This window comes from Vibrio sp. YT-15, assembly GCF_033337445.1.
GTDB classification, from domain to species: domain Bacteria; phylum Pseudomonadota; class Gammaproteobacteria; order Enterobacterales; family Vibrionaceae; genus Vibrio; species Vibrio alginolyticus.
Map to the genome: position 1 here is coordinate 204607 of NZ_JAWOQR010000003.1, position 25318 is coordinate 229924.

Annotated in this window: 25 protein-coding genes; 10 read left to right on the top strand and 15 right to left on the bottom strand. The window is 44.5% G+C overall.

Annotated elements, in window-relative coordinates; all coding sequences use genetic code 11:
- Nucleotides 1-77: 77 nt before the first annotated feature.
- The 3 genes from R7D93_RS07930 to R7D93_RS07940 form a co-directional block, all read right to left on the bottom strand.
- Nucleotides 78-1292, bottom strand: a complete 1215-nt coding sequence (locus R7D93_RS07930; RefSeq protein WP_005378158.1) for an EAL and HDOD domain-containing protein — start codon at nt 1290-1292, stop codon at nt 78-80.
- A gap of 98 nt (nt 1293-1390) precedes the next feature.
- Nucleotides 1391-2128 carry a UDP-2,3-diacylglucosamine diphosphatase gene (gene lpxH, locus R7D93_RS07935; RefSeq protein WP_005389817.1) on the bottom strand — a complete coding sequence of 246 codons (738 nt, stop codon included), beginning with the start codon at nt 2126-2128 and terminating at the stop codon, nt 1391-1393.
- Nucleotides 2129-2188: 60 nt separating this feature from the next.
- Nucleotides 2189-2683 carry a peptidylprolyl isomerase gene (locus R7D93_RS07940; RefSeq protein ID WP_005378156.1) on the bottom strand — a complete coding sequence of 165 codons (495 nt, stop codon included), beginning with the start codon at nt 2681-2683 and terminating at the stop codon, nt 2189-2191.
- A 202-nt stretch (nt 2684-2885) separates the two neighbouring features.
- Here R7D93_RS07940 and cysS point away from each other — a divergent pair, with 202 nt between their 5' ends.
- On the top strand, nt 2886-4268 hold the full coding sequence (cysS, locus tag R7D93_RS07945) for a cysteine--tRNA ligase (RefSeq protein WP_005378155.1): 1383 nt from the start codon (nt 2886-2888) through the stop codon (nt 4266-4268).
- A gap of 87 nt (nt 4269-4355) precedes the next feature.
- A complete protein-coding gene (locus tag R7D93_RS07950; RefSeq protein ID WP_005378154.1) occupies nt 4356-4934 on the top strand; it encodes a thymidine kinase in 579 nt (192 codons plus the stop codon).
- Nucleotides 4935-4994: 60 nt separating this feature from the next.
- Here R7D93_RS07950 and R7D93_RS07955 read toward each other — a convergent pair whose 3' ends face one another.
- From R7D93_RS07955 to R7D93_RS07965, 3 genes are read right to left on the bottom strand one after another with little or no spacing between them, the layout of a single operon-like run.
- Nucleotides 4995-5633, bottom strand: coding sequence for a YdcF family protein (locus tag R7D93_RS07955; RefSeq protein ID WP_017821723.1), 639 nt, complete (start codon nt 5631-5633; stop codon nt 4995-4997).
- Nucleotides 5630-6457: an NAD-dependent epimerase/dehydratase family protein gene (locus tag R7D93_RS07960; RefSeq protein ID WP_213868369.1), complete on the bottom strand. Its 828-nt coding sequence runs from the start codon at nt 6455-6457 to the stop codon at nt 5630-5632. Before R7D93_RS07960 ends, R7D93_RS07955 begins: the two co-directional genes overlap by 4 nt.
- 18 nt (nt 6458-6475) lie before the next feature.
- Nucleotides 6476-7354 (bottom strand): LysR family transcriptional regulator, encoded by an 879-nt coding sequence (locus tag R7D93_RS07965; RefSeq protein ID WP_213868370.1) that lies wholly within the window; start codon nt 7352-7354, stop codon nt 6476-6478.
- Nucleotides 7355-7443: 89 nt separating this feature from the next.
- Here R7D93_RS07965 and R7D93_RS07970 point away from each other — a divergent pair, with 89 nt between their 5' ends.
- Nucleotides 7444-7890 (top strand): PACE efflux transporter, encoded by a 447-nt coding sequence (locus tag R7D93_RS07970; RefSeq protein WP_154204695.1) that lies wholly within the window; start codon nt 7444-7446, stop codon nt 7888-7890.
- Between the two features lie 43 nt (nt 7891-7933).
- On the opposite strand, the gene R7D93_RS07975 is transcribed toward R7D93_RS07970, so the two are convergent.
- On the bottom strand, nt 7934-8167 hold the full coding sequence (locus tag R7D93_RS07975) for a TIGR02647 family protein (protein WP_005387662.1): 234 nt from the start codon (nt 8165-8167) through the stop codon (nt 7934-7936).
- 300 nt (nt 8168-8467) lie between these two features.
- Between R7D93_RS07975 and focA the strand changes: the two genes are divergently transcribed.
- A complete protein-coding gene (focA, locus tag R7D93_RS07980) occupies nt 8468-9328 on the top strand; it encodes a formate transporter FocA (protein ID WP_005378146.1) in 861 nt (286 codons plus the stop codon).
- Nucleotides 9329-9413: 85 nt separating this feature from the next.
- Here the strand turns inward: focA and R7D93_RS07985 are convergent, their stop codons facing one another.
- Together R7D93_RS07985 and R7D93_RS07990 are read right to left on the bottom strand one after the other, a co-directional pair.
- The gene (locus R7D93_RS07985) at nt 9414-9551 is read right to left on the bottom strand and encodes a hypothetical protein (protein WP_005378145.1); all 138 of its coding nucleotides are present in this window, start codon (nt 9549-9551) and stop codon (nt 9414-9416) included.
- Between the two features lie 331 nt (nt 9552-9882).
- On the bottom strand, nt 9883-10695 hold the full coding sequence (locus tag R7D93_RS07990; RefSeq protein ID WP_047100766.1) for an ABC transporter permease: 813 nt from the start codon (nt 10693-10695) through the stop codon (nt 9883-9885).
- Between the two features lie 462 nt (nt 10696-11157).
- Here R7D93_RS07990 and torE point away from each other — a divergent pair, with 462 nt between their 5' ends.
- The 4 genes from torE (at nt 11158) to R7D93_RS08010 (ending at nt 16999) form a co-directional block, all read left to right on the top strand.
- Nucleotides 11158-11337 (top strand): trimethylamine N-oxide reductase system protein TorE, encoded by a 180-nt coding sequence (gene torE / locus R7D93_RS07995; protein ID WP_005378141.1) that lies wholly within the window; start codon nt 11158-11160, stop codon nt 11335-11337.
- Between the two features lie 50 nt (nt 11338-11387).
- Nucleotides 11388-12572, top strand: coding sequence for a pentaheme c-type cytochrome TorC (torC, locus tag R7D93_RS08000; protein ID WP_005378139.1), 1185 nt, complete (start codon nt 11388-11390; stop codon nt 12570-12572).
- Between the two features lie 26 nt (nt 12573-12598).
- Nucleotides 12599-15061, top strand: a complete 2463-nt coding sequence (gene torA / locus R7D93_RS08005; RefSeq protein WP_005378138.1) for a trimethylamine-N-oxide reductase TorA — start codon at nt 12599-12601, stop codon at nt 15059-15061.
- A gap of 198 nt (nt 15062-15259) precedes the next feature.
- The gene (locus tag R7D93_RS08010) at nt 15260-16999 is read left to right on the top strand and encodes a glycoside hydrolase family 36 protein (protein WP_225495550.1); all 1740 of its coding nucleotides are present in this window, start codon (nt 15260-15262) and stop codon (nt 16997-16999) included.
- A 76-nt stretch (nt 17000-17075) separates the two neighbouring features.
- Here R7D93_RS08010 and R7D93_RS08015 read toward each other — a convergent pair whose 3' ends face one another.
- Nucleotides 17076-18290 carry a putative manganese transporter gene (locus R7D93_RS08015; RefSeq protein ID WP_171344588.1) on the bottom strand — a complete coding sequence of 405 codons (1215 nt, stop codon included), beginning with the start codon at nt 18288-18290 and terminating at the stop codon, nt 17076-17078.
- A gap of 186 nt (nt 18291-18476) precedes the next feature.
- Between R7D93_RS08015 and R7D93_RS08020 the strand changes: the two genes are divergently transcribed.
- Both R7D93_RS08020 and R7D93_RS08025 read left to right on the top strand, forming a co-directional pair.
- Nucleotides 18477-19382, top strand: a complete 906-nt coding sequence (locus R7D93_RS08020; protein ID WP_005387655.1) for a manganese-dependent inorganic pyrophosphatase — start codon at nt 18477-18479, stop codon at nt 19380-19382.
- 68 nt (nt 19383-19450) lie between these two features.
- Entirely contained in the window at nt 19451-19840 is a 390-nt protein-coding gene (locus tag R7D93_RS08025) for a DUF2750 domain-containing protein (protein ID WP_005378129.1), read from the top strand.
- An 82-nt stretch (nt 19841-19922) separates the two neighbouring features.
- Here R7D93_RS08025 and R7D93_RS08030 read toward each other — a convergent pair whose 3' ends face one another.
- Genes R7D93_RS08030 through sapA form a run of 5 tightly spaced genes read right to left on the bottom strand, consistent with a single transcriptional unit; the run spans nt 19923 to nt 25161 of the window.
- Nucleotides 19923-20714 (bottom strand): ATP-binding cassette domain-containing protein, encoded by a 792-nt coding sequence (locus R7D93_RS08030; RefSeq protein ID WP_005393308.1) that lies wholly within the window; start codon nt 20712-20714, stop codon nt 19923-19925.
- Entirely contained in the window at nt 20711-21706 is a 996-nt protein-coding gene (locus R7D93_RS08035; RefSeq protein ID WP_005378126.1) for an oligopeptide/dipeptide ABC transporter ATP-binding protein, read from the bottom strand. The genes R7D93_RS08030 and R7D93_RS08035 overlap by 4 nt, the downstream gene beginning before the upstream one ends.
- Nucleotides 21706-22593: an ABC transporter permease subunit gene (locus R7D93_RS08040; protein WP_005378123.1), complete on the bottom strand. Its 888-nt coding sequence runs from the start codon at nt 22591-22593 to the stop codon at nt 21706-21708. Before R7D93_RS08040 ends, R7D93_RS08035 begins: the two co-directional genes overlap by 1 nt.
- A complete protein-coding gene (locus R7D93_RS08045; RefSeq protein WP_005378122.1) occupies nt 22580-23542 on the bottom strand; it encodes an ABC transporter permease in 963 nt (320 codons plus the stop codon). The genes R7D93_RS08040 and R7D93_RS08045 overlap by 14 nt, the downstream gene beginning before the upstream one ends.
- A complete protein-coding gene (sapA, locus tag R7D93_RS08050) occupies nt 23542-25161 on the bottom strand; it encodes an ABC transporter substrate-binding protein SapA (RefSeq protein WP_017820870.1) in 1620 nt (539 codons plus the stop codon). The genes R7D93_RS08045 and sapA overlap by 1 nt, the downstream gene beginning before the upstream one ends.
- Nucleotides 25162-25318: the final 157 nt, after the last annotated feature.

A 25318-nucleotide genomic window follows, 5' to 3' on the forward strand; every position in this document is an offset into this window, starting at 1 on the left:
ATGAAATCTCGATTAATTAAGCGGTAAAAACAAACAACCTCACAATTGCGAGGCTGGAGGTGAGGCATTATAGCGATTTAGGGCGTTTGAGACAGCAGTTCTTGAGCCCATTCCGTCGATTGATTAAAAGCGTCTGCTAATTGAGGTTCGGTTAATTTAAGAACGGTGCAATATCGCTCGGCTAACTCCCAGTCCGCTTGTTCGTAGGCGATCGTCATCGAAAGTAAGTGACCAAGTACGCCTTTTCGACTGGTTAATGCGAGTTTTATATCTTCGTCAACGGGGATATCTTCAATGACATCCGAGAGCGGTTGATCGAGCAAAGATCCGAGTAAAGAAAACATGCCTGTCAAAAAAGCCTGCCCAGGGTCATACCTAGTGTTCATTTGACTAAGTAACAGTTCACACATTCGTGCACGCTGAATCGCTAAAGAGTAAAGAGAGTCAGGTTTATCTTCTTGAACGGACGCAATTGCAACTAAGGAAATAAAGCGTCGTAGTCGCTCTTCACCCAGATAAATAAGCGCCTGTCTGAACGATTTGATCTTAGTCGTTAATGTATATCCTGAATTTACGTAAGTAAGCAGCTTGTATGACAGCGTCACATCAATCGAAAACAGACGTTCAACCTCATTGAAGTCGATGGGCTTATCAGCAATCTCTTTACAAAGTTGGATGACGGTAAGAAACGCGGGGTTCAACCGTTTTTTCTGGATCATCTCAGGTTTGCTAAAAAAATACCCTTGAAAATAGTTAAAACCGGCTTCTAGAGCTTGCTCAAACTCTTCATAGGTCTCTACCTTTTCCGCAAGAAAGTCGATTTTAAATGGGCTCAACGCCTGAATAAAAATGGCAGCTTTCTTGATCGGCACAAGTCTAATATCAAACTTGATCATGGAAACGTATGGAAGAAAACGCTTCCAAGCTTTCGTCGGAACAAAATCATCCAGAGCAATTTTGTATCCGCACTCATGAAGGTGCTTGATGGCTTCTAACAGTTCTTCTGTCGGTTCGCAGTCTTCAAGGACTTCAATGACGAGAGATTCTTTAGGGAACAAAGTTGGGACCAAGTTCACCAAGCTTTGATGCGGAAAGTTAACAAAGCCAAGTTTGTTTCCTAATGTGTTGTAATGCGTCGATAAAAAATGATCGGATAGCAGTCGACTAGTAGCCAGCTCTGGTTCTACTTCAGGGAAGGTATTTTTAGGGCCGTCTCGAAAGAGGAGTTCGTAACCTATGGTTCGTTTTTCTCTATCCAGAATCGGTTGGCGAGCTACGTAAGAATACTTCAATTAGGTACTTCGTTCTGTTTAACTTAGTATTATGATAATAGCGATTTTTTACAAAATATCTACGACTTGAGCGTGAATCTTCTACACGCTCTACATGCTTAACGCAAATTCTGTATGAACGGTCTCGTTTGTAGGTCAAAACTATCAGAATTTACTTTTAAAACTGAGCCTTGCGTATACCAATCCCCTAAAACAATTCGGGTCTTTTTAACGCCATCGACGTCAAAAAAATGTGTGTTCGGGCGATGTGTGTGACCATGAATCATTAAGTTGACGCAGTTCTGAGACATCACTTTCTCGACCTCATTTTGGTTGACGTCCATGATATCTAATGACTTGCTCATTTTATCATCACGAATATCGGATTGAACTTTTGAGACAATTTTCTTCTTAATGAACCAAGGAATACGGTTAAACAACCATTGTAGCCATGGCTTGTGAACGGTTTTTCTAAACTCTTGGTATTTCACATCGTCAATGCAGAGCGTATCGCCATGTAGGATTACGGCTTTTTGACCATAAAGATCAATCGTGCAGACATCGTCGAGTAATGTCATACCGGTTTCTTTGCAAAAGCGTTTGCCGAGTAAAAAATCTCGATTGCCTTGGATGAAAAAAGTTGGCACACCCGCATCCGTCAGTGCTTTAAATTCTGCACGGATTTGGTCTGCAAAAGGGGTGTTGTCATCGTCACCAATCCAGAACTCAAACAGATCGCCGAGTACATAAAGTGCATCAGCTTTTGTTGCTTCTGTTCGCATGAACGTCACAAAACATTCCGTGATATCAGGACGTGATGGGGTAAGGTGAAGATCGGAAATAAATAATGTCGTCATAGAAATAAGGGGAAGCTATGCCTCCCCATTAACTTATCTTTTAAAAATAATTCCTAAGAATTACTCTTCAATTGTTGTACCAGTGATTACTACGTCTTCTAGAGGTACGTCTTGGTGCATGCCGTAAGAACCAGTGCTAACGCCTTTGATCTTATTTACGATGTCCATGCCTTCGATTACTTCACCGAACACACAGTAACCCCAACCATCTAGGCTTTCGCTACGGAAGTCTAGGAATGTGTTGTTGTTTACGTTGATGAAGAACTGAGAGCTTGCTGAATGCGGCTCCATAGTACGTGCCATAGCAAGTGTACCCACTTTGTTGCTAAGGCCATTGTTTGCTTCGTTCTTGATAGGTGCACGAGTCGCTTTTTCACGTAGACCAGACTCCATACCACCACCTTGGATCATGAAGCCGTCAATAACACGGTGGAAAAGCGTGTTGTCGTAGAAACCGTCGCGGCAGTACTGAAGGAAGTTTGCGCTTGTCTCTGGCGCTTTCTCTTCGTTTAGTTGAATCTTGATGTCACCAAAATTAGTGTGAAGGGTGATCATGCTACTTTCCTTTACTGTGTTGTGTTGAGCCCGAGATTCTAGCCTAAGTTCTAGTGCTTTAAAAACTCAGGAAGAGGAAATTCTTCGTTTTGTGCTTGAAGTTTAGCCGATTATCGTTTTATCGGTTAATTGCTATTACCTAACTAGGTTGGAGTTGATATACTCATCTTCTTTTATTCATTCACAATCATAGATAGAGATCATGTTAAAGATATATAACACACTCACAAGACAGAAAGAGGAATTCAAACCAATTACAGCTGGCAAAGTCGGTATGTATGTCTGTGGAGTTACCATCTACGATCTCTGTCACATTGGTCACGGTCGTACTTTCGTCTCTTTTGACGTTGTATCACGTTACCTTCGCTACTTGGGCTATGATCTGACGTTTGTACGTAACATCACAGATATCGACGATAAGATCATCAAACGTGCCGCAGAAAATGGTGAGTCTTGCGATTCATTGACTGAGCGTTTGATTGGTGAAATGCACGCTGATTTTGATGCGCTGAACATGAAACGTCCGGACGTTGAACCTCGTGCGACACAGTTTATTGCTGAAATCATCGAATTGGTTGAGAAGCTAATCGAGCGCGGTTTTGCATACGTTGCAGATAACGGTGACGTAATGTTTGAAGTGGGTAAATTCAACGAATACGGCAAGCTTTCTAAGCAAGACCTTGATCAGCTTCAAGCTGGCGCGCGCGTTGATATCGAAACAGCAAAACGCAGCCCTCTAGACTTTGTACTTTGGAAGATGTCTAAGCCGGGTGAACCAACGTGGGAGTCACCATGGGGTCCAGGTCGTCCAGGTTGGCACATAGAGTGTTCAGCAATGAACTCTTCAATCCTAGGTAACCACTTCGACATTCACGGCGGCGGTTCTGACCTTCAGTTCCCACACCATGAAAATGAAATCGCGCAATCATGCTGTGCACACGATACACAATACGTGAACACATGGATGCACAGCGGCATGGTAATGGTAGACCGTGAGAAGATGTCTAAATCTCTAGGTAACTTCTTTACTATCCGTGACGTTCTTGGTCACTACGATGCTGAAACAGTGCGTTACTTCCTAATGTCTGGTCACTACCGTAGCCAGTTAAACTACAGCGAAGATAACCTAAACCAAGCACGTGCTTCGCTTGAGCGCCTGTACACATCTCTACGTGGTTTAGACCTAAACGCGGCGCCTGCTGGTGGTGAAGAATACGTATCTCGCTTCACTGCAGCGATGAATGATGACTTCAACACACCAGAAGCTTACTCAGTACTGTTCGACATGGCGCGAGAAGTTAACCGCCTGAAGACAGAAAACCTAGAGAAAGCGAGCGAACTCGGTGCGCTAATGCGTGAACTAGCTGACGTGATCGGTATTCTTCACCAAGATCCTGAAGCCTTCCTAAAAGGTGATGCGGGTAACGATGATGAAGTGGCTGAAATCGAAGCTCTGATCAAGCTGCGTAACGACTCTCGTGCTGCGAAAGATTGGGCGAATGCAGATATGGCTCGTGACAAGCTGACCGAAATGGGCATTGTTCTGGAAGATGGTCCAGAAGGCACAACGTGGCGTCGTAAGTAATTGAATTTTCATTTTTAAAGGGCTGATAATTCAGCCCTTTTATTTTCCATTTCCATAAATTAAAACTTTAACTTTAGGTAATGCTCTGTGGCTCAGATGTATTTCTATTACTCAGCAATGAATGCGGGTAAATCAACAACGCTTCTTCAATCCTCTTTCAACTACCAAGAACGCGGCATGACGCCAGTTATTTTTACGGCTGCGCTAGATGATCGTTTTGGTGTCGGTAAAGTGAGCTCTCGTATTGGTCTTCAATCTGACGCACATTTATTTCGTCAGGATACCAATTTGTATCAAGAGATCGCAGCTCTGAATGAGGTTGAAAAACGTCACTGTATTCTTGTTGATGAGTGTCAGTTCTTGTCGAAAGAACAAGTTTATCAACTTACTGAAGTTGTTGATAAGTTGCATATTCCAGTATTGTGTTACGGCCTTCGCACCGATTTTCTAGGCGAACTTTTTGAAGGCAGTAAGTATCTATTATCTTGGGCAGACAAGCTGGTTGAGCTCAAAACAATCTGCCATTGTGGCCGCAAAGCGAATATGGTTATTCGTACCGATGAACACGGCGTGGCAATTAAAGAAGGCGATCAAGTTGCGATCGGCGGTAACGATAAGTATGTCTCCGTATGCCGCCAACATTACAAAGAAGCACTCGGTAAATAAGCCGTATTGATACAGAAAAGCCACCGAACTTGGTGGCTTTTTGTTGTCGGTTAGAAAAAATTAGACTAAGTCAAAACCAAACCGCTCGAGTAAAACCTGGTAAGAAGATTCGACTTGCTGAGGGATGTTCTGCTCGGTTTGAAATCCTTTCTCTGGATAGCTTTTTACGCGAGAGAAATCTTCCATTAGTGCTTCTAGCACCATCATTAATGGCATGTCTTCATTAATGTATTCAAAAAATGGAAGAGCCGCAGAGCTTACTTGGAGCTGAGTGTAGGGTGACTGCCACTGTTTTTCAAATGTCGCGATTGCTCTACGCTCCATAAACGGTTTTTGTACCAGAATAAACGAGGAACATTGTTTTCCTTCCTCTTTTAATCGTTGCTCAGTAAAGCGGACGTTTTCTCCGCTGTTTGTGGATTTAGTCTCGAGCAAAATTGCTTTGCTTGGAACGCCCGACAACTTTGCAATCTCGGCAAAGGTTTCTGCTTCGCTTTTTTCAAACAGTCCATCTGTGAAGCGACCTTCACCCCCTGAAAATACAATCAAAGGTGCCAACTTTTGGTGGTAGAGCTTGGCAGCGTGCTCCGCTACACGCACATCATTGCTGCACATCACAAACAAACAGTCCGCAGGCTTCAGTTCATGTTTAAGTTGCATGTAATCCCAAAGCGTTTCTATATGTCTATAGAGTCTCATAGCGCATCCAAAGTTGAATTGAAGTGAAATCGATAACCAAGTGAGAGTAGTTTGTCAGCAAGAATACGCTTGTCAGCTTGCTCTGTGACGGGTGGAAGAGGTATCTCACTTCCGATTTTGTTTATGGCAGCTTGGTAGAACTCAGCCTTGCTGACAGTATGAGGTGTCGTAACATTAATGACTTGGTTGCTTAAATTGCCTAAGGCAAATTTCGCAGCCGAGACAGCATCATCTTGATGAAGCATATTAGCTGGTGCTTTACGACTAACTTGTTGAAGCCTTGCTGCAAAGCGAGATGGGTGTCTATCTGGCCCGATTAATCCGCTACAACGTAGAATAACAAAGCTAATATTCGAGTCGATAACATGCTGCTCTGCTTGAAGCATAATACGTGCATTGTCAGAGAAATAAGGGCTTTCGGCTGCTAAAGAGATTGACGCGTCAGCTTCTTCCATATCGGAAGCAAGGTTAGGGTAAACCGTTGTAGAGCTGATCATGAGAAGTTTTTCAACGTTGTTTTGCTTAGCTGCGTTGGCAAGTATTTGCCATTGCTGTGCATATTCTTGACCGCGTCCTTTACGAAATCCTGGAGGAAAAGCACCGATAACGTGCGTAATTTGATGCTGTTTGAGCAGCTCATCTAGCCGTGCTGTGGCGTTCAATTGATTGAAATCGAACAATGCGGAGTGAGTTAATGAGGTGGGTAACTCTTTTAATCGAGTTTGGCTACGACGAGTGACGACAACATAGTGTCCATCTTTCATCAATTTTTCTGCTAGCGGAGTTCCGAGCCAGCCTGCACCTACGATCAATGTATTTGCCATTTGGGTCTTCCTACTTACTTATGTCTGCCCGAATAGGTTGAGCAGTTCTGCTTTGGCTTGTTGATGGAGGGGATCTGAATGCCATTTCTGGTGCTGAATAAGGTCAACATTGACTTGCCAAGCCAGTTTTGTGAAATCATCCCCAACTTTTTTTAATGTATTAGGTGAATACACGACTAAATGCTGTGGTAGAAAGCACCAACCAAACCCTTTATTCGCCAATTCCAACAAAATATAGTAGTTATCAGCGTACCAGATATCTGGGCTAAATGCTTGATTGAGGCCACATGGCTCTGCACTTTTGGATCGTATGACCAATTGACGATGTTGTTTTAGTTGATCAATGTGAGTGATTTGCTGCTTTGCTAAAGGATGTGTTGAAGAGACATAGACATCAAATGCAATATTGCCAAGATTGGTGAAATCGATGTGCCTTGGCATTTGTAAATCACTCAAAATAATCCCAGTCGTGGCGCGTTCCGACTTAACCAATTCAATGATATCAGGGCTTGATGCCGTTAAGCATTCAACTTGTAAGTGTGGAAAGCGTTGCTCTAACTTCTTTAGCACATCCGGCAAGCGAGTCAGAGGAATCCCTTCATCAATAGCTAAGACTAATTTGTTCGTTGGCGTGGAAAAGAGCTGTGATGCCCTATTGTTTAGGCGGTCGAGTTGGCTGATTGTTGCTTGTGCATAAGGTATGAGCGCGAGGCCATTCTCAGTTAATTTAGGGTACCTGCCTGATCGATCGAAAAGCTCAACGCCACAGTCGATCTCCATATTCATGATGTGCTGGCTCACTACAGATTGAGCTCGCCCCAGTTTTCTAGCTGCTCCTGAAAATGATCCTGCTTCTGATGTAGCAATGAAAGCTTGCAGTTGTTCGATGGTAAACATATCGCTTAAACCGATGGTATCTAACTTTTGGTTATCTAAATAGTAGATAAAATTCTAAGCATTGAGTAGAACTATTTGGACAGAGAAATATGACTCGTAACGAACGAATTTTTCATGCAGTACTTTTTGAGTTAATCGCACTCGCGATTATTGTACCAGCGGCTTCATTGATCACTGGAAAGGGTTCTAGTGATCTCGCGTTGGTTGGGGTCGGGTTGAGCATGTATACCGTGATATGGAACTACATCTACAACTTGTATTTTGATAAGTGGTTTGGTGACAATCGAGCTGAGCGAAGTTTAGCGATGCGGCTTGGACACACTGTTGGTTTCGAGGGAGGATTGATCTTTATCTCTCTACCTGTGATTGCCTGGTTCTTAGAAATTACACTTCTTCAAGCTCTGATGCTGGAAGCCGGCTTCCTCGTTTTCTTCCTATTTTATGCCACTGGTTTTAACTGGTTGTATGACAAGGTTCAACCATTTAGCAAAATGAAAAAGCGATTATTGCCACAGGCATCGACAGGAAAAATATAGGACTAAAAAACGCCACCGAGTTCGGTGGCGTTTTTTGTTCAAATTACACAGACAAAACTCTTAAAATCTTATCTGCATGTTCTGCAACTTCAATGCCTTCGTCTGTGAGATAACCACCGTCAGGCTGTGTACAAAGTTGCTTCTTATATAGACGAGCAACGGCTGCCTGCATTTCTTCTGACGCGTCTGTATGAACTTTAATACCAGTTGCAGCACTACTTAGGTCGAACTGAAGAAGTAGATTCAATTCGGCGATATGTTCAGCTGAATATTTCATAAATGATTCCTTTGCGCTTTTTTTTACCAAGCTAGTCTGAAAAGTAGCGTTGGGCAACATTCAACGACAAGAAGTGTTAAGTATGGCGCTATCAGGCTGATATAACGCAGGATCTTTGTTCGAAAGGCCGAATACTTGTTAAGTATCATTGATACTTACGGTAGCGAATGATAGGCGCCATTTATTGCTTGTTCTCCCAATAACAACGATTTTAGTAAACACGCCAAATAGCACTTGAAAAAATAGGGAAATAGAGCGATTATCCGCGCCTCTTTAAATGTTTCTAAATGTTACGCCAGAATGAACTTTAATCAGTTTGACTCACTATTACCGCCACAAGCTGCGGAACGCGCGGCTGAAGTGGGGGTAGGCAAAGCAACGAAAGCTCCAATCAAATCTTTTCTGCTCGCCATTTCTGCGGGGCTTCATATTGGTATTGCTTTCATCTTCTATACCACGGTAACGACAGGCGCAGGCGAGCTGCCTTGGGGCATTACACGACTCATTGGTGGTCTGGCATTTAGCCTTGGTTTGATTTTGGTGGTGGTTACTGGCGGCGAGCTTTTCACTAGCTCTGTGCTGACACTAGTTGCGCGTGCGAGTGGAAAAATCTCTTGGCAAGCACTTATCAAAAACTGGTTGGTGGTTTACTTTGGCAATATGGTTGGGGCCATTTTGCTCGTGGCCTGTATGCTAGTTACCAAGCAATATATGTTTGATCATGGCCAAGTTGGTCTTAACGCGATGGCGATCTCCCAACACAAATTACATCATGGTTTCTTTGCTGCTGTTGCGCTTGGCATTATGTGTAACGTATTAGTTTGTATTGCAGTTTGGATGACGTTTAGTGGGCGAACATTGACAGATAAAATAGCGGTCATGATTTTGCCTGTGGCTATGTTCGTGTCGGCAGGTTTTGAGCACTGTATTGCGAACATGTTCCAAGTACCTATGGCGATTGGTATTAAGTACTTTGCGCCAGAAGCGTTTTGGCAAATGACAGGGGCAGATATTGCAAACTACGCGGACTTAAACATGATGGGGTTCATCGTAAACAACCTAATTCCTGTTACGATAGGAAACATTATTGGTGGTGGCGTATTTGTTGGCATGTGGTATTGGATGATTTATCTACGCGATGAAGATAACCATTTGCGATAAGTTTAGAAGATCACAAGAAAGGCGAACCAGATGGTTCGCCTTTCTTTTTATTTGTCTCTGCAAATGTCAAATAAGTCGAGTCATGCTAAATCAACTCTTCGTTGATGCCAAAATCAGTTGGGAGCCAATGAGAAGTTACTTCCTTTGGTTCTTGAACGAGCCAATCCAGAGGTGCATCGGACAGGAGTTCATCGTAATTTTCTTTGATCATTAAGACATCCATGTACGTCTCTCCAAGTTTGTGGTCACTGCCTTTACTATAAAATTAGAACATGTCAGTCACGTGATCAATGCATGACGATTCGATTGATCACTTATGTTGCTATGTTTCTGGTTGCGTATGGGTTTTGGGGGCTTATCCACATTTTCTGTGGATAACCTGTATCAAAGGTCGTGCGTATCTAAACTTGCAAAGAAAATTTCATAAAATTAGAGGCTTATATCAAAAAGAATTCTGCCTGACTTTTCATCTGAAAGCGTCTTGATGAGTGCTCGAAGAGTACGTTCGACTTGGCACCATAAGTTGTTTAACGGGCTTTACCCACAAGCGCCAACTAACCGTGAGTTTTGGTCGATTCGGGTTGCTCGATTTTTATCTTGATTCGGCCTTCTTTGGTTTGTACCCAGCGCAATGTCATTTCTAACGTTATGGTTACGGAGGCACTCAACATGACGAAAATAGCCAGCATAATTACTAACTGGTATTTAATCGCAACCATCGGGCTCGCGCCACCTAGAATTTGACCGGTCATCATACCCGGTAAGGTAACCAGTCCTGTAGTGGCCATAGAAGCTAAAGTCGGGGCAAGGGACTTTCTAAGAGCCTCTTGAATGAAGGGGAAGGATGCGTAGCGAGGAGAGGCTCCAAGTGAGATTGCAGCCTCATATTCTGCTTGTCTCTGCTCAAAAGCCGTAAACAAATTCTGAAGAGCGATGATATTACTACTCAAGCTGTTACCCAATAACATACCAGCAAGTGGGATCATGTACTGCGCATTGTAAATAGGGGATGGTTGCACTAAGCCTGCTGTAATTGCTATCAGAAGTGGTATTAGACCACAGGTAAGGCCCGTTAGTAGCGGAAGCATAAGTGGCTTTTTAGGTAAGCGAGCTTTTCCCGCAATTGAGCTGGCACCAATCAGTAGCATGATGGCAAGCCAAAGTATATTGACAAGTAAGCTGTTTAATTGAAAAAGATATTCTAAATACACGCCAATCAATATGAGCTGAAGTGTCATTCGGATAACACTGATTATGGTGTCTTTTGCTATCCCTAATTTGTAGCGGGCATTGATAAAGAAGGGGACCAATAAAATCAAACCAAACAGTGCCAGTTTGACCCAGCTTATATCCACCACGTTATCCATAATCGCTCCTTGAAAGTACGCGAATAATTGTATCTAAGCCTCTCCTTTATATGAACCACTACGTGCACTTTTTGCTGTTCTTAAAGTAAATCTTGAGTGCTATTTTAGACATTAATACGCAGCATTTTGTTTACAAACGGTTATCTTTTTCGGAGTTTTTAAGTCGATTTATGGCATGGTAATTACGATTTAAATGTGATAGATGTTTCTTAAATGTTGATTATTTAACAACTCCTTAAAAGACTTATTTTGTCACATCTGTTCATGTTTTTTAATAAATAACATCAATCCATCATATCTCTGGATGAGCTCAAAAAAGTGTTGAATTACAAGGTCTGAGGTCGCTTATTTGATTGAACCCTACTATTAGTATGGTCTAACATTTTCCATTAGAGATTGTAAAAAACTTAAGCTTGGTTACGCGGGCTTTTCAATAACACTAGATACAAAATAGGCAAATGTATGAGTGATGTTAATAAAATTGAGAGTGGTGAAAAACGCTCCCTGGAGTGGAAGTCGTTCCTCTTCATTGCAGTTGTTCTCTTCCCAATTCTGAGTGTGGCCTTTGTTGGCGGCTACGGGTTCATCGTTTGGATGTTGCAAGTCTTCTTCTTTGGGCCTCCAGGCGCGCACGGCATGTAAGCCAGTGAGCTCATAACCACACTTTTGAAAAGATTTTAAGAGAGCAAATAATGAAATCATTAATCATTAAACTGTGGCGTACTATGACGCGCCCAGCTGTACATATCAGCCTAGGTGTGCTGACTATGGGCGGCTTTATTGCTGGTGTTATCTTTTGGGGTGGCTTTAACACCGCTCTAGAAGCAACCAACACAGAAGAATTCTGTATTAGTTGTCACACAATGCGTGACAACGTGTACGTTGAGCTACAAGAAACGGTGCACTGGAAAAACCACTCTGGTGTTCGTGCTACCTGTCCTGATTGTCACGTTCCACATAACTGGACAGATAAGATCGCTCGTAAGATGCAAGCTTCTAAAGAAGTATTTGCACAAGTATTTGGCAACTACGACGAACCGGGTGTGTTCGAAGAGCGTCGTATCGAACTTGCTAAACACGAATGGGATCGTTTCTCGGCAAACAAATCTCTGGAGTGTAAAAACTGTCACAACTACGAATCGATGGATTTCGAGCAAATGTCTCCTACGGCTCGTATCCAAATGAAGCAAGCCGCTGAGAAAGATCAAAGCTGTGTTGACTGTCACAAGGGTATTGCGCACAACCTACCAGCAGGCATGGACAGCATTGGCGGTATCGTGGGTGATCTAGAGGGTATGACTTCTAACACGGATTACGGCGTTGGTCAGCAACTCGTGAGCGTTCGTCACCTACCAATTTACTTTGATGCGCAAGGCAGTAAAGAAGCTGGTCTTCTTAATCCTGCATCGACCGTTAAAGTTCTTGAAGACAAAGGCGAGTTTGTTGAGATCGAAATTGACGGTTGGCGCAAAGCAAAAGGTTTTGGTCGTGTAATTCAAGAAGACTTCGGTAAGAACATTGCGACTGCGTCTCTGATGAAAGAAGCAGCAACAGACAGCAACATTGTGACGACTGGTGAGAAAAAAGTGGATGAGCTAACAGGCCTTCCTTGGGAAAAAGTAGCGGCGAAAGTATGGATTAAGAAAGAGTCTATGCTGAACGACATCAATCCTGTTTGGGAAAAATCTCGTGAAGCCTACAAGACCAATTGTTCTGTATGTCACACTCAACCTGCGGAAGCGCACTTCGACGCGAACACCTGGCCAGGTATGTTCGACGGTATGTTGGCGTTCGTTAACCTAGATACAGACAGTGAAGCACTGATCTTGAAGTATCTACAGAAACACTCTTCAGATTATGCTGAAGGTCACCACTAATAAGCGTCGGATTGGAGTAATTTTAAATGGCTATTACACGAAGAAGTTTTCTTAAAGGTGTAGCAACCACAAGTGCAGCGTCAGTAATTGGTCCTAGCTTATTGGCGTCCGCCTCTGCAAATGCCGTTGAGACGACAGGTACTTGGAAAGTAACCGGTTCTCACTGGGGCGCGTTCCGCGCCCACATCTACGCGGGTAAAGTTCAAGAGATCAAGCCGCTAGAGCTAGACAAAAACCCAACAGAAATGTTGAACGGCATTAAGGGTATTATCTACAGCCCTTCACGTGTTCGTTACCCAATGGTTCGTCTAGATTGGTTGAAGAAACACAAATACAGCGCAGATACTCGCGGTAACAACCGTTTCATCCGAGTAACTTGGGATGAAGCGCTAGATTTGTTTTATCGCGAACTAGAACGTATTCAAAAAGACTACGGCCCATGGGCGCTGCATGCAGGTCAAACAGGTTGGAACCAAACGGGTTCATTTAACAACTGTACAGCGCACATGCAACGTGCAGTAGGTATGCACGGCAACTTCATCACGAAAGTAGGTGACTACTCGACGGGTGCAGGTCAAACCATTATGCCGTACGTGCTAGGTTCAACCGAAGTGTACGCACAAGGTACGTCTTGGTCTGAGATCCTAGAAAACTCTGACAACATCGTTCTTTGGGCTAACGACCCAGTGAAAAACCTTCAAGTAGGTTGGAACTGTGAAACGCATGAGTCGTTTAAGTACCTTGCACAACTAAAAGAAAAAGTGGCGAAAGGTGAGATCAACGTTCTATCTGTAGACCCAGTGAAGAACAAAACTCAGCGCTACTTAGAGAACGATCACTTGTACATCAACCCGCTGACAGACGTAGCGTTCATGCTCGCTGTGGCACACGTGTTGTACAACGAAAACCTGTACGATAAGAAATTCATTGATACTTACTGTCTAGGCTTTGAAGAGTTCATTCAATACGTTCAAGGTAAGACAAAAGACAAAGTAGAGAAGACGCCTGAATGGGCAGCAGCGATTTGTGGCGTGAAAGCGGACAAGATCCGTGAATTCGCACGCATGCTAGTCAGCGGTCGTACACAGATCCTGATGGGTTGGTGTATCCAGCGTCAAGAGCACGGTGAGCAGCCATACTGGGCAGCGGCTGTGGTTGCTGCAATGGTTGGTCAAATCGGTCTACCTGGCGGTGGTATCTCTTACGGTCACCATTACTCAAGTATCGGTGTGCCTTCTACTGGTTTCGCGGGCCCTGGTGGTTTCCCTCGTAACCTTGACCAAGGTATGAAACCGAAGTGGGACAACAACGACTTTAACGGTTACAGTCGTACTATCCCAGTTGCACGTTGGATCGACTGTCTGCTAGAACCTGGCAAAGAGATCAACTACAACGGCGGTAAAGTGAAACTGCCAGACTTCAAGATGATGGTTATCTCGGGTTGTAACCCATGGCACCACCATCAAGATCGTAACCGCATGAAGAAAGCGTTCCGCAAACTTCAAACGGTTGTAACGATCGAGTTTGCTTGGACTGCAACATGTCGTTTCTCTGACATCGTTCTACCTGCGTGTACGCAATGGGAACGTAACGACATCGACGTGTACGGTTCATACTCGAACAAAGGTCTGATCGCGATGCATCGTCTCGTCGATCCATTGTTCCAATCTAAGCCTGACTTCCAAATCATGAGTGAACTAACTCAGCGTTTTGGTCGCCGCGAAGAATACACTCGTGGTATGAGCGAGATGGAGTGGATCGAAAGCCTATACAACGATTGTAAGAAAGCGAACGAAGGTAAGTTCGAAATGCCAGAATTCAATGAGTTCTGGGAGAAGAGCGTACTAGACTTCGGTGAAGGTAAACCTTGGGTTCGTCACGCGGACTTCCGTAAAGACCCTGAGCTTAACCCTCTAGGTACACCGTCTGGCTTCATCGAGATTACATCACGTAAGATCGGCCGTTACGGTTACGAACACTGTCAAGAGCACCCAATGTGGTTCGAAAAATCAGAGCGTTCACACGGTGGCCCTGGTTCAGACAAATACCCATTCTGGTTGCAGTCTTGTCACCCAGACAAGCGTCTGCACTCTCAAATGTGTGAGTCTGAAGAGTTCCGCGCGACATACGCGGTGCAAGGTCGTGAGCCTGTTTACATCAACCCAGCGGATGCCAAAGCAAAAGGTATCAAAGATGGTGATTTGGTACGTGTATTCAACGGTCGTGGTCAGCTGTTAGCCGGTGCTGTTTTGACTGACAGCTACCCACGTGGCGTTATTCGTATCGAAGAAGGTGCATGGTACGGTCCTCTAAACGAGAAAGAAGGCGCAATCTGTACTTACGGTGATCCTAACACGCTAACGCAAGACATCGGTTCTTCTGAGCTTGCACAGGCGACTTCTGCGAACACATGTATCGTAGACTTCGAGAAGTTCACAGGTAAAGTGCCGCCAGTCACTTCATTTGGTGGTCCGATCGAAGTTGCTTAATTAGTGCAGTTTGCATAAATCGAAATACCAGCCTCAGGGCTGGTATTTTTTTATCAAAATTTCAGTGAGCGTTGTCTCAATAGTAACTTCATAACGTTAAACGAGACTGGTATTCGTGATGATGGTAACGAATTGGGTGAGACAAGCAGGAGATAATGCGCCAAGCTAAACAATAATAATTAAGTGAGTAGACCCTTTATGGCTCAGAGCATTCAATTAGCAAATCACACTGAGATCACTGTGAATAACAATGACTTCCAAGTTGAAGTCGAGGGTAATCAATTACATTTTTCTTTTGCTGGTCTCCACAATAAAACCTTTACCGACCGTGAAGTGTTGCTCGAAATGCCGTTTTTGTACGAGCACGAGGCCAACGTAATTGGGGATGGTTTTCAAATGTTGGCGCAAACGGCGGGAACGATCAATCACCCCGTTGATATTGGTCGCTGCCCAGACAATAATCCTTCTTATCGAATCTACCCTAAAGATGCCCCTAAGCGTTATTACAACTATTTAGTGGTGGAAGGTTCAGCGGGCTACACATTATTTGGCTTCACATCATGTCATCGCTTTGCAGGCTATTTTGATGTTGTGCTGCGTGATGGGCATTGGGTTTTATCAGCCGCAATTGATGGTGAGTTGACTCAAGTGGCGGATTGGGAAAGTAATCAACTTGAGTCCGTGGCGGTACTCTGCGGTCAATCACTGTCCGAGCTTTATCAAACCTATGGCGAGATGATTGCAGAGCATCATCCTGTTCGCCAAGGTGTGACACAAGATGCGCCTGTTGGTTGGTGTTCGTGGTACGCGTACTACGCAGACGTGACAGAGCAAAACATCATGCAGAACGTAGATTGCATGCAAGATAAGCTCGAAGACCTAGAGTGGGTACTTCTGGATGATGGCTATCAAGCCTTTATGGGCGATTGGTTAACCCCATCAGATAAGTTTTCTGGTGGCGTAAAAGAGCTCATTCATAACATCCGTGCAAAAGGCAAAAAGCCGGCGATTTGGATGGCGCCCTTTATTGCTCAACCTGAGTCGGAGATCTTCAAACAGCATCCAGATTGGTTTGTTCGCCACAAGGGTGGTGGCTTACTTAAAGCAGAAGATGTCACATATGGTGGTTGGCGATGCACGCCTTGGTACATACTCGATACCTCAAATCCAGAAGTGCAAGACCATCTGACGCATGTAGTCTCTGTCATGAGACAAGAGTGGGGCGTTGAGTTGTTCAAGCTAGACGCGAACTATTGGGGCACCTTAAAAGGTGTTCGTAAACAATCAGGTATTACAGGCGTTGAGGCGTATCGCTTAGGAATGGAAGCGATTGCCAAAGGCGCTGGTGATGCGTGGCTTTTAGGTTGCAACGCGCCAATGTGGCCATCTCTGGGGCTTGTGGATGCAATGCGTGTTTCTGACGATGTAGAGCGTCATAGTCATCGATTCGAGCAGATAGCCAGAGAAACCTTTTACCGTAGTTGGCAGCACCGAAAACTGTGGCAAATTGACCCGGATTGCGCGACATTCACTTCACTAGCTAACCAAGCCGCATCCAGAGAAGAGTATGAATTTCATCGCACGGTGTTATTAGCGAGTGGTGGTTTGCTGCTGTCTGGTGACCCGCTCCCTGAGATTACGCCGTTTGCTAAGAAGACACTGTCTAAGCTCATGTTACGTCAACAACGTAACCAACAATCTGCAAAGTTTACCGCTTTGAGTTTAAATCACGCGTTTTTAAAACTAACGACGAAGAATGACCTCCATTGTTTGTTTAATTATGCGAGTTACGGAGCGATGGAATTTACGCTGACGTCTGATCAACCGGTGGACTGGTATGATTACTGGACAGGGGAAAAGCTAAACCAAGAACCTTGCCAGTTGTTAATGGTGAGCGTGGATAAAGGGCTCAATGCGAAAGCGATCGTTACAGCATAACGTGAAGTAAATCGCCCAATACTAAGAACAAGAAAGGAGCCTATTGCGGCTCCTTTCTCGTTTGATGCCCTGAGCGTTAGAACTCGAATAAAAAGTAATACCCGTATCCAACAATAAACGCAGGAATGGACGAGTAAATAGTCGCGACCAAAGCAGCTTTCGGTGCCATTGCAATAGCGGGGAATAGGGCGTCACCATCGTTAGAAATCGCATTGGCCAGTTGCGCAGAAAGTGGCGCTGCACCAGAAATGTATAGGCTAGTGACTAAAATTTGCGGTCCACAACCAGGCAACATACCAATGGCTAGGCCAGCTAATGGCATCCAAATTCCCCAATGAGAAAAGGTTTCTACAAGGTCGAGTCCAGAAAAATAGGTCGTCAGTTCAAACGCCAGAAACGCCACGATCACCCAAGCACTGACGAAGTTTGTGTCTTGAGCCGCTTTTTGAATTGGGTGCGAGTCCACAATTTTTTCATCTTCAGAGACTGTTGACTGATAATCGCCGAGCTCTTTTGTCATCGCCCACAACGACATTGTGATCACCGCGAAGATAGCGCCTAGCCATTCAATGGTATTGGTCTGCAAAGACAACAGCTGATTAATATCGATTTGGAAAGACATTAACACAGCAACGACACTAGCAGGCACAATAAGCCATTTCCAAAATGCGCCTTGTAGATTGATTGCACGTTGTTCAAGAGGTGTGTGTCGGTCTGTCTGGTGTTGGCAACAAGCATGTGTCTGAGGTGCTTCTTTTGGTTCTGGTCGCAGAAAGTTATCAGCATGAAAAGCATTAACGACCAGTCCTGAAAGAGTACCCACGATAATGCCTAATCCAACCACGCCTAATCCTACACTTGGCTTGGCGGCAAGAAGTAAAAAGGCAGCGTCACCCATTGTTGAAGTAAGTACCGCGACAATCGCACCAAATCCCACTCGGCCACTAATAAATTGCGTTGTCACAACAATAGCGCCACCACAGCCAGGCAATGCGCCCAATAAAGAAGCAAAGAAAACCTGATGATTACGCGAGCGATGGTATAGCTCGGTAATTCGATTGGTTTTCGACATAAAGTTTGAAAGATAATGATAAATAGCCAATGTGGCAGCAACATAGCATGACACCGCCCAGAATGAGTCGGATAGCGTCTGTACGGCAACGTCACGTGTATTTTCATTGCCTAGCAAAATGAGCATGACGATAGGGATCAGCAATCGCTTATAAGCTAAACGAAACTGAGTAGGCTGAAACAACTGTTGTGCAGAGTGTAATAATTGGGTCGCGTTCATCGTTTACTCAAATGCAAATAGGAATAATTATCATTATATGTAAATGAGATTTATTCGCAATAGCATTGTGAACTTTTCTTCGTGTCAAACTCTCTGAAATCAGGTAAAGTATCGGCCTTTGTGAGCAAACACGCCCTAATTAACTGTATTAGGCGGCGTATAAAATTGACTTGAATAGGAAGAAACATGATTCTAGTTGTAGGTCATAAGAACCCAGACAGTGACAGTATTTGTAGTGCACTCGTTGCAACTGAACTTCTAAAAGCGCGTGGTGTTGAAGCTATGCCAATTCGCCAAGGCGAAATCAACCGTGAAACTCAGCACATCCTAGAAGTTGCTGGCGCTGAAGTTCCTGAGCTTCGCACATCAGTTGCGGGTGAGACCGTTTGGCTAGTAGATTACTCAGATCTAGCACAAGCACCAGACGATATCGCAGAAGCTGAAATTGCGGGTATTGTTGACCACCACCGCCTAGGTGACGTGATGACAGTAAACCCAATGGAAGCATGGATCTGGCCTGTTGGTTGTACCAACACTGTTCTATTCAACATGTTCAAGATTGAAGGTCACGCGATTACTCCACAAATCGCTAAGCTAATGATGTCAGCAATTCTATCTGACACAGTAGGCTTCGCTTCTCCAACTTGTACACAAAAAGACAAAGATGCCGTTGCTGAGCTAGCGGTAATCGCAGACGTACAAGATGTTGACGCATTCACTAAAGATCTTCTAATTGCTAAGACAAACATCGAAGGTCTATCTGCGGCTGAGCTTGTTGAGAAAGACCTTAAAGGTTACCCATTCAACGGTCGTGACGTAGTGGTTGGTCAGGTTGAACTTGCAACTCTTGAGCAAGTTGACGGTATGATCGAAGCACTAGAAGCAGACCTAGAATCTCGTTGTGAGAAAGATAACCTAGCGTTCGCTGCTGTAATGCTAACAGACATCACGACTGCTCAAACTCGTCTTCTATACAAAGGTGAGTGGGCTGAGAAGCTTGTTAAGCACGAAAAAGACGGCATGCTAATGATGGAAAACACGCTAAGCCGTAAGAAGCAAGGTTGGCCTTGGCTTCAAACTGAGCTAGCTTAATTTTCTAGCATATACTTTAAATGCCCGCCTAGCTGCGGGCATTTTTCTATGGGAAATAGGAGACGAATATGTCTGAGCAACTGACCCAAGAGCAGATGGATACCATTAATCGCTACAATGAAGAGCAACGTTTAAAGTACTGCGTAAAAGAGATTGTGGCGAATCGTAAGGTTTGGATTCTGAAAGACGAACATGGCTGTGTCATGTTAAATACAGAAGATGATGATTGTGTACCAGTATGGCCAAACGAAGAGTTTGCTTTGCAATGGGCGAATGGTGATTGGGAAGATTGCGAGCCAGAAGCGATCTCTTTAAACAAGTGGCACAGCCGTTGGACCTCTGGTCTAGAGGATGACGAGCTATCGATTGTTGTATTCCCAAATCAAAATGAAGAAGGGGTCGTATTGTTTCCTGACGAGTTTGATTTTGAACTACGCAAACAAGCGAGCCGCCGTTAGTTTTTTGATTAGTCCCCATGCAATAAAGAAGCCTGCGTTAAAGCAGGCTTCTTTACATTTGCACGATTACATTTTTGATAAGCTATTTTGTTTGATGGCTTGGCGCTTTATAAAAGTGGCTTTCGACTAGTCTTTGAGTAATAGGATGCTCGGGATGAGTCAGTACTTGGTTGGTCTCGCCAAACTCGACCACTTCACCTTCATGCATCACCATCACTTTATCAGTAATATGCTTAACAATGCCAATGTGCTGAGACACGTACACAAATGACAATCCCATCTCTTCTTGCAACTCGAGGAATAAGTTAATGATCTGCGAGCGCATTGCCATATCCAAACCGTTTAACGCCTCATCAGCGACAATGATGGAAGGTTGAAGAATAAGTGCACGAGCCAAACATACGCGCTGTTTTTGACCGGCAGCTAGCATTTGTGGATAAAAATAGGCGTGCTCAGGCAGCAATCCTACGCGGAGCAGGGTGTTCTTTACACGCTGCATGCGCGCATCTGGCGGCATGTTGGTATTTCGCTTTAGCGGACCTTCTAAAATACGACCAATCTGGATACGTGGGTTTAACGATGTGTTTGGATCTTGGAAAATCATGCGGATGAGCTTGCAGCGTGTCGCGTAATCTTTGTGCTCCAATCGTTCGCCATTCACACGGATCTCTCCGGAGCTTGGTTCAACAACGCCAGCAAGCATACGAGCTAGTGTGGATTTTCCTGACCCGTTTTGACCAATAAAACCAATAGTTTGTCCTGGCTCTAAAGTAAAGCTTACCGGTTTAACTGCCTCATTAACCTGACGTTTGAACAGACGGGAGCGCGTAACAAATTGCTTCGATAAATTATCGACTTCAAGTAACGCACTCATGACTTTTTCTCCGTGTTCAATGGAAAGTGGCAGTTAAATTTATGATTCTTAATTCGTCTGGTGTGTGGAATTTCTACACATTGTTTCTGCGCATATGGGCAACGTGGTCCGAGGCGACAACCGATAGGCAGATGCTGCAATGGCGGAATCGAGCCCGGTAGGGATTGGAGTTTTTGCTTGTGTGGTACCCAATCATTAAAGTCAGGCATCGCTTTAAGCAAGGCATCGGTGTACGGGTGCTTGGGTGCCGCAATGATTTTACTGGTATCGGCAGACTCCACCGACTGACCACAATACATTACCGTAATACGCCCTGCCCACTGTGTTATGGTCGCTAAGTCGTGGCCGATAAGCAGAATGGTTGTGTTATTAAGTTGGTTCATGCGGCTCAACAGACGCAAAATTTGCGATTGGGTAATCGGGTCTAAGTCGTTGGTTGGTTCATCTGCGATCAGCAATTTAGGTTTGGTCGCAATCGCCATGGCAATCATGACCTTTTGACACTCACCATCAGTCAGTTCATAAGGGTAGCTACCCATTAAACGCTTGTGATCTTTAATACCCACTTTATGCAAAAGCGCGATGGCTTGTTTTTTACGCCATTTAAATCGCTCCCACCATTTCCCTTCAAATGCGCGAGATGGAATGGATTCAATCAATTGACGCCCGACTTCCTCTGAAGGGTCAAGACAAGTTGAAGGCTCTTGGAAAATCATCGCAATATCACGGGCAATGACGCGCCGACGCTCTTTTGGCGTAAGCTGAAGCAAGTCAATATTGCCAAGGCGCATACGGTCCGCGGTAATGCGCCAGTTATCTTTACTTACCCCAACAATCGCTTTTGCAACCAAGCTTTTCCCTGAACCAGACTCACCTACAAGACCACGAATTTCGCCTTCGTTCAAAGTTAGGCTCATTCGGTCAACGGCTTTGACCAACCCTTGAGGTGTTTCGATCTCAATGGTCAAATGTCGAATATCTAACAACGGCATTATTCGATCCCCGCATTAAGCGCTTGACGTACACCTTCACCTACTAAGTTTAGGGTAATAACAGTAAACATGATGGTCAGGCCGGGTAGGGTTACTGTCCAAGGTGCAATATAAATAAGCTCGACAGAGTCACCTAATATTGCTCCCCACTCGGTGCTTGGGGCCTGTGCACCTAGGCCAAGAAAACCCAGTGCCGTAATATCTAAAATCGCAGCAGAGAGCGCGAGTGTGATTTCAGCGGCAATGACCGTCAGAATGTTAGGAAGAATTGAACTCCATAGTAAGTAGAAATCATTAGCGCCATCAAGGCGTGCTGCCATTATGTAGTCTTTTTCAACTTCGGTGTGGACTGCGATATAAACGGAGCGAATAAAACGCGGAATCAAAGCCAAGCAGATTGCGAGTAAAATATTGAACCCACCAAAGCCTAGAAATGCCACAAAAATGATTGCTAATAAGAGCGACGGGATCGACATGACGGTATCGAGCAAGTGGTTGAGAGTACTCGACAGTAAGCCTTTCGTCATACCTGCCAATACGCCAATTAAACAGCCTACAACGGCAGCAATTGCGGTGATGGCGACAGCAGCGCCAAATGTCAGCTGAGAGCCCATAATCAGGCGCGAAAGAATATCTCTACCTAAGTCATCGGTCCCCAAAAAGTAATCAACCGTTCCTGCTGGAGCCCATGATGGCGGCACAAGCAACTCACCTGACTGTGCTTGGGCGTCAAATGGTGCAAGTAGGGGGGCAAAAATGGTAATAAGGACGATAAACACCAAGCACCACAAGCCAAACATGGCTAGTCCGTTGGCGCGGTAGCTTCGCCAAAAACGCTCAAACTGTGTTGGAATGCGCTCTTCCTGATAAACGTTATTTGTTAGCATACCATTCCTTTCGAACTAAAGGGTTAATCATCGCGCCAATCAAATCCGAGAGTATGTTAGCGGTAAGAACCAAAGTCGCAAGTACCATCACGCCAGCTTGGATAGATGCATAGTCTTGGCTTGCTAGCGCATCTAAAAGCCAACGACCAATACCTGGCCAGTTAAAAATAGACTCCGTGATGATAGCTAAGGTAATCATACTCGAGAGTTGAACACCAACTTTGGGAATGATAGGCGGTATCGCATTCCGCAATACATGTTGAGTTACGATTTCGCGGTTAGAAAGACCTTTGATTCTCGCTGCACGGATGTAGTTTTGGCTCATCACTTCCGCTACCGAGGAGCGCATTAGTCCGACAACCTGGGTGGTTGGAGCCAAAGCGAGCACCAAACATGGCAGCACCATATGCTCAATAACGCTTTGCAGTGCGTGAGCGCGGTATTCGCCTTTCGCCATGAATGCGTCGATAATGGCAAACCCGGTTACATGATCAATTTCGTAAAGTAAATCATACCGTCCCGCAACGGGAAATAGTTGGTATTCCAATGAAAAGACCATGATAAGTAGCAGAGCTACCCAAAAGATTGGGGCGGAATAACCAGACATTGACATGAATGAAATGCTGGTATCGAGCCATTTACCTTGCTTCATCCCAGCCACGGTTCCAAGAGGAATGCCGATCAAAAGGGACACCAAAAAGGCAAAAAAGCACAGTTCCAAAGTGGCTGGGAATACAACGGCGAGCTCGTCGTAAATCGCATTGCCGTTTTTACTTATGCCAAAATCGAGTTGAGAAAGGTTGATTAAGTAAGTTTGCCAGCCAGACCAAAAATCAACGTTTGCCCAGTGCGAGAGAGGGTCAAGGCGAAGCAGAGAAAAACCTACTAATGTAAGGATCATCAAAGTGATGATAAATAGGTTAAAGCGTCGAACGGTATACCAAAACATCAGTGAATTCTCTCAACTCTATCAAACGGTTGGGCATTGAAAGGGCTTGATTTGAAGCCTGTCAGCGATTTGTCGTGCACACGGAACTGCACGCCATGCGCCAGAGGAATAACCGGGAACTCTTGATTCAAAATGTTCTGTGCTTGGCGATATAGGTTCAAACGGTAACGCGGTTCTTGAGTTTCTAACGCCAAATCGAGCAAGAAATCGAAGTCATCGTTACACCACATGGACACGTTAAGGCCAACGCGGTCAGACTCGCAAGATAATAAAGGGCGGAAAAAGTTGTCAGGATCCCCGGTATCACCAATCCAACCTGTTAAAAGTAAATCGATATCGTTGATGTTCTCCAAATCCACACGTTCAAACCTATCATCGGTCAGTAGCGTTAATTTAACCCCAATATCGGCAAAATTCGCTTGGATTAACTCCGCAGTCTTGCGAGGGCTTGGGTTAAAAGCACGTGGTTCAAGTGGTACCCACATGGTCAATTCTAGGCCGTCTTCGTAGCCTGCATCTCGAAGTAGTGCCAATGCATAATTCCGGTCATAACGAATTTTTACGCTGTCTTTTTGATAAGCCCATGAATTTGGTGGTAGCAAGGTATAAGCTTGGGAGCCAGTTCCGTAGTAAACCGAATCTAAAATATTTTGACGGTTGATCGCTAAGTTAAGAGCTTGGCGAACTCGAGCATCACTCAGCGCGGTGGTTTCTGTGTTTATCGCAATAAAGGAAACGTTGTTAGCTGGTGTAGCCGTCAGCTCAAGGTTGTCATTTTCTTGAATGACAGGTATTTGGCTCGAAATAGGTGAAGAGAGTACGTCACACTCGTTTCTTAAAAGTTTAGCTAATGTACCCGTGCCTCTGTGAGAGATATCGAACACCACTTGTTCCATTTTTGCTGGTGACTTCCAGTAATTAGAATGACGCTCTAATCGAATCAAATCGTTCACTTGGTACTCTTTTAATTGATAAGGGCCGGTACCGATAGGAAGTTGGTCGATTTCTTCTTTATGATCTTTTGCTGCCAATTGCTGTCCATACTCCGCAGACAAGATAACCGCATGGCTGGTGGCAATATTGGCCAAGAAAGAAAAGTTTGGCTGAGATAACGTAAACCTTACCGTATGCTCATCTATTGCAACCACGTCTTGGAGTAGGTTTTGAAAATCTAACCCTGCAAACCATGGATAAAAACCACCACCTACTTGGTGAAAAGGATGGTCTACATCGATGATTCGCTTGAAGCTAAATACCACATCTTTTGCATTCAATGGGCGAGTGGGTGTGAACCAAGGCGTGGTTTGGAATTTAACACCACGTTTAAGCTTAAACGTGTATTCCGTCCCTGATTCATTTACTGACCAACTCTCGGCGATGCTTGCCACGGGCTGATGTGATTTAGGATCGAGCGTGAGCAGCGTATCGTACAGCTGCGGGCTAAGAGCCTCTGCGGTAATACCGCTATCAATAAGCTGAGGGTTAAACGTGGTCGGCTTACCTTGTCCGCAAAACACAAAGCCAGCTTTGCGAATATCATTGTGGTCAATTTCATCGCCACAAGCGGTCAGTAGGCTAATCCCAATAAGGCTCAGCGATAATCTTATAAAAGCATTCATAATATGAAATGTTCATTGGATCTTGCTCGTTTCGTTTGATCTTACTCTTTCAAAGCTAACAAGCGAAAATGATCTCGCTAATTTATCACCTTTGTGAACTCGCTCCAAACATAAAATCCATACACTGTAAGGTGTTATGCCATAAATGCATGCGAAT

What these genes read in the sequence shown, in the direction of transcription:
- R7D93_RS07955 (WP_017821723.1), bottom strand. Translation starts at nt 5,633, where the DNA reads ATGAGACTCTATAGACATATAGAAACGCTTTGGGATTACATGCAACTT.
- torC (WP_005378139.1), top strand. Translation starts at nt 11,388, where the DNA reads ATGAAATCATTAATCATTAAACTGTGGCGTACTATGACGCGCCCAGCT.
- torE (WP_005378141.1), top strand. Translation starts at nt 11,158, where the DNA reads ATGAGTGATGTTAATAAAATTGAGAGTGGTGAAAAACGCTCCCTGGAG.
- R7D93_RS08020 (WP_005387655.1), top strand. Translation starts at nt 18,477, where the DNA reads ATGATTCTAGTTGTAGGTCATAAGAACCCAGACAGTGACAGTATTTGT.
- R7D93_RS07970 (WP_154204695.1), top strand. Translation starts at nt 7,444, where the DNA reads ATGACTCGTAACGAACGAATTTTTCATGCAGTACTTTTTGAGTTAATC.
- R7D93_RS08015 (WP_171344588.1), bottom strand. Translation starts at nt 18,290, where the DNA reads ATGAACGCGACCCAATTATTACACTCTGCACAACAGTTGTTTCAGCCT.
- R7D93_RS07940 (WP_005378156.1), bottom strand. Translation starts at nt 2,683, where the DNA reads ATGATCACCCTTCACACTAATTTTGGTGACATCAAGATTCAACTAAAC.
- R7D93_RS08030 (WP_005393308.1), bottom strand. Translation starts at nt 20,714, where the DNA reads ATGAGTGCGTTACTTGAAGTCGATAATTTATCGAAGCAATTTGTTACG.
- focA (WP_005378146.1), top strand. Translation starts at nt 8,468, where the DNA reads ATGAACTTTAATCAGTTTGACTCACTATTACCGCCACAAGCTGCGGAA.
- sapA (WP_017820870.1), bottom strand. Translation starts at nt 25,161, where the DNA reads ATGAATGCTTTTATAAGATTATCGCTGAGCCTTATTGGGATTAGCCTA.
- R7D93_RS08045 (WP_005378122.1), bottom strand. Translation starts at nt 23,542, where the DNA reads ATGTTTTGGTATACCGTTCGACGCTTTAACCTATTTATCATCACTTTG.
- R7D93_RS07985 (WP_005378145.1), bottom strand. Translation starts at nt 9,551, where the DNA reads ATGGATGTCTTAATGATCAAAGAAAATTACGATGAACTCCTGTCCGAT.
- R7D93_RS07990 (WP_047100766.1), bottom strand. Translation starts at nt 10,695, where the DNA reads ATGGATAACGTGGTGGATATAAGCTGGGTCAAACTGGCACTGTTTGGT.
- cysS (WP_005378155.1), top strand. Translation starts at nt 2,886, where the DNA reads ATGTTAAAGATATATAACACACTCACAAGACAGAAAGAGGAATTCAAA.
- lpxH (WP_005389817.1), bottom strand. Translation starts at nt 2,128, where the DNA reads ATGACGACATTATTTATTTCCGATCTTCACCTTACCCCATCACGTCCT.
- R7D93_RS08040 (WP_005378123.1), bottom strand. Translation starts at nt 22,593, where the DNA reads ATGCTAACAAATAACGTTTATCAGGAAGAGCGCATTCCAACACAGTTT.
- torA (WP_005378138.1), top strand. Translation starts at nt 12,599, where the DNA reads ATGGCTATTACACGAAGAAGTTTTCTTAAAGGTGTAGCAACCACAAGT.
- R7D93_RS08025 (WP_005378129.1), top strand. Translation starts at nt 19,451, where the DNA reads ATGTCTGAGCAACTGACCCAAGAGCAGATGGATACCATTAATCGCTAC.
- R7D93_RS08010 (WP_225495550.1), top strand. Translation starts at nt 15,260, where the DNA reads ATGGCTCAGAGCATTCAATTAGCAAATCACACTGAGATCACTGTGAAT.
- R7D93_RS07960 (WP_213868369.1), bottom strand. Translation starts at nt 6,457, where the DNA reads ATGGCAAATACATTGATCGTAGGTGCAGGCTGGCTCGGAACTCCGCTA.
- R7D93_RS08035 (WP_005378126.1), bottom strand. Translation starts at nt 21,706, where the DNA reads ATGCCGTTGTTAGATATTCGACATTTGACCATTGAGATCGAAACACCT.
- R7D93_RS07965 (WP_213868370.1), bottom strand. Translation starts at nt 7,354, where the DNA reads ATGTTTACCATCGAACAACTGCAAGCTTTCATTGCTACATCAGAAGCA.
- R7D93_RS07975 (WP_005387662.1), bottom strand. Translation starts at nt 8,167, where the DNA reads ATGAAATATTCAGCTGAACATATCGCCGAATTGAATCTACTTCTTCAG.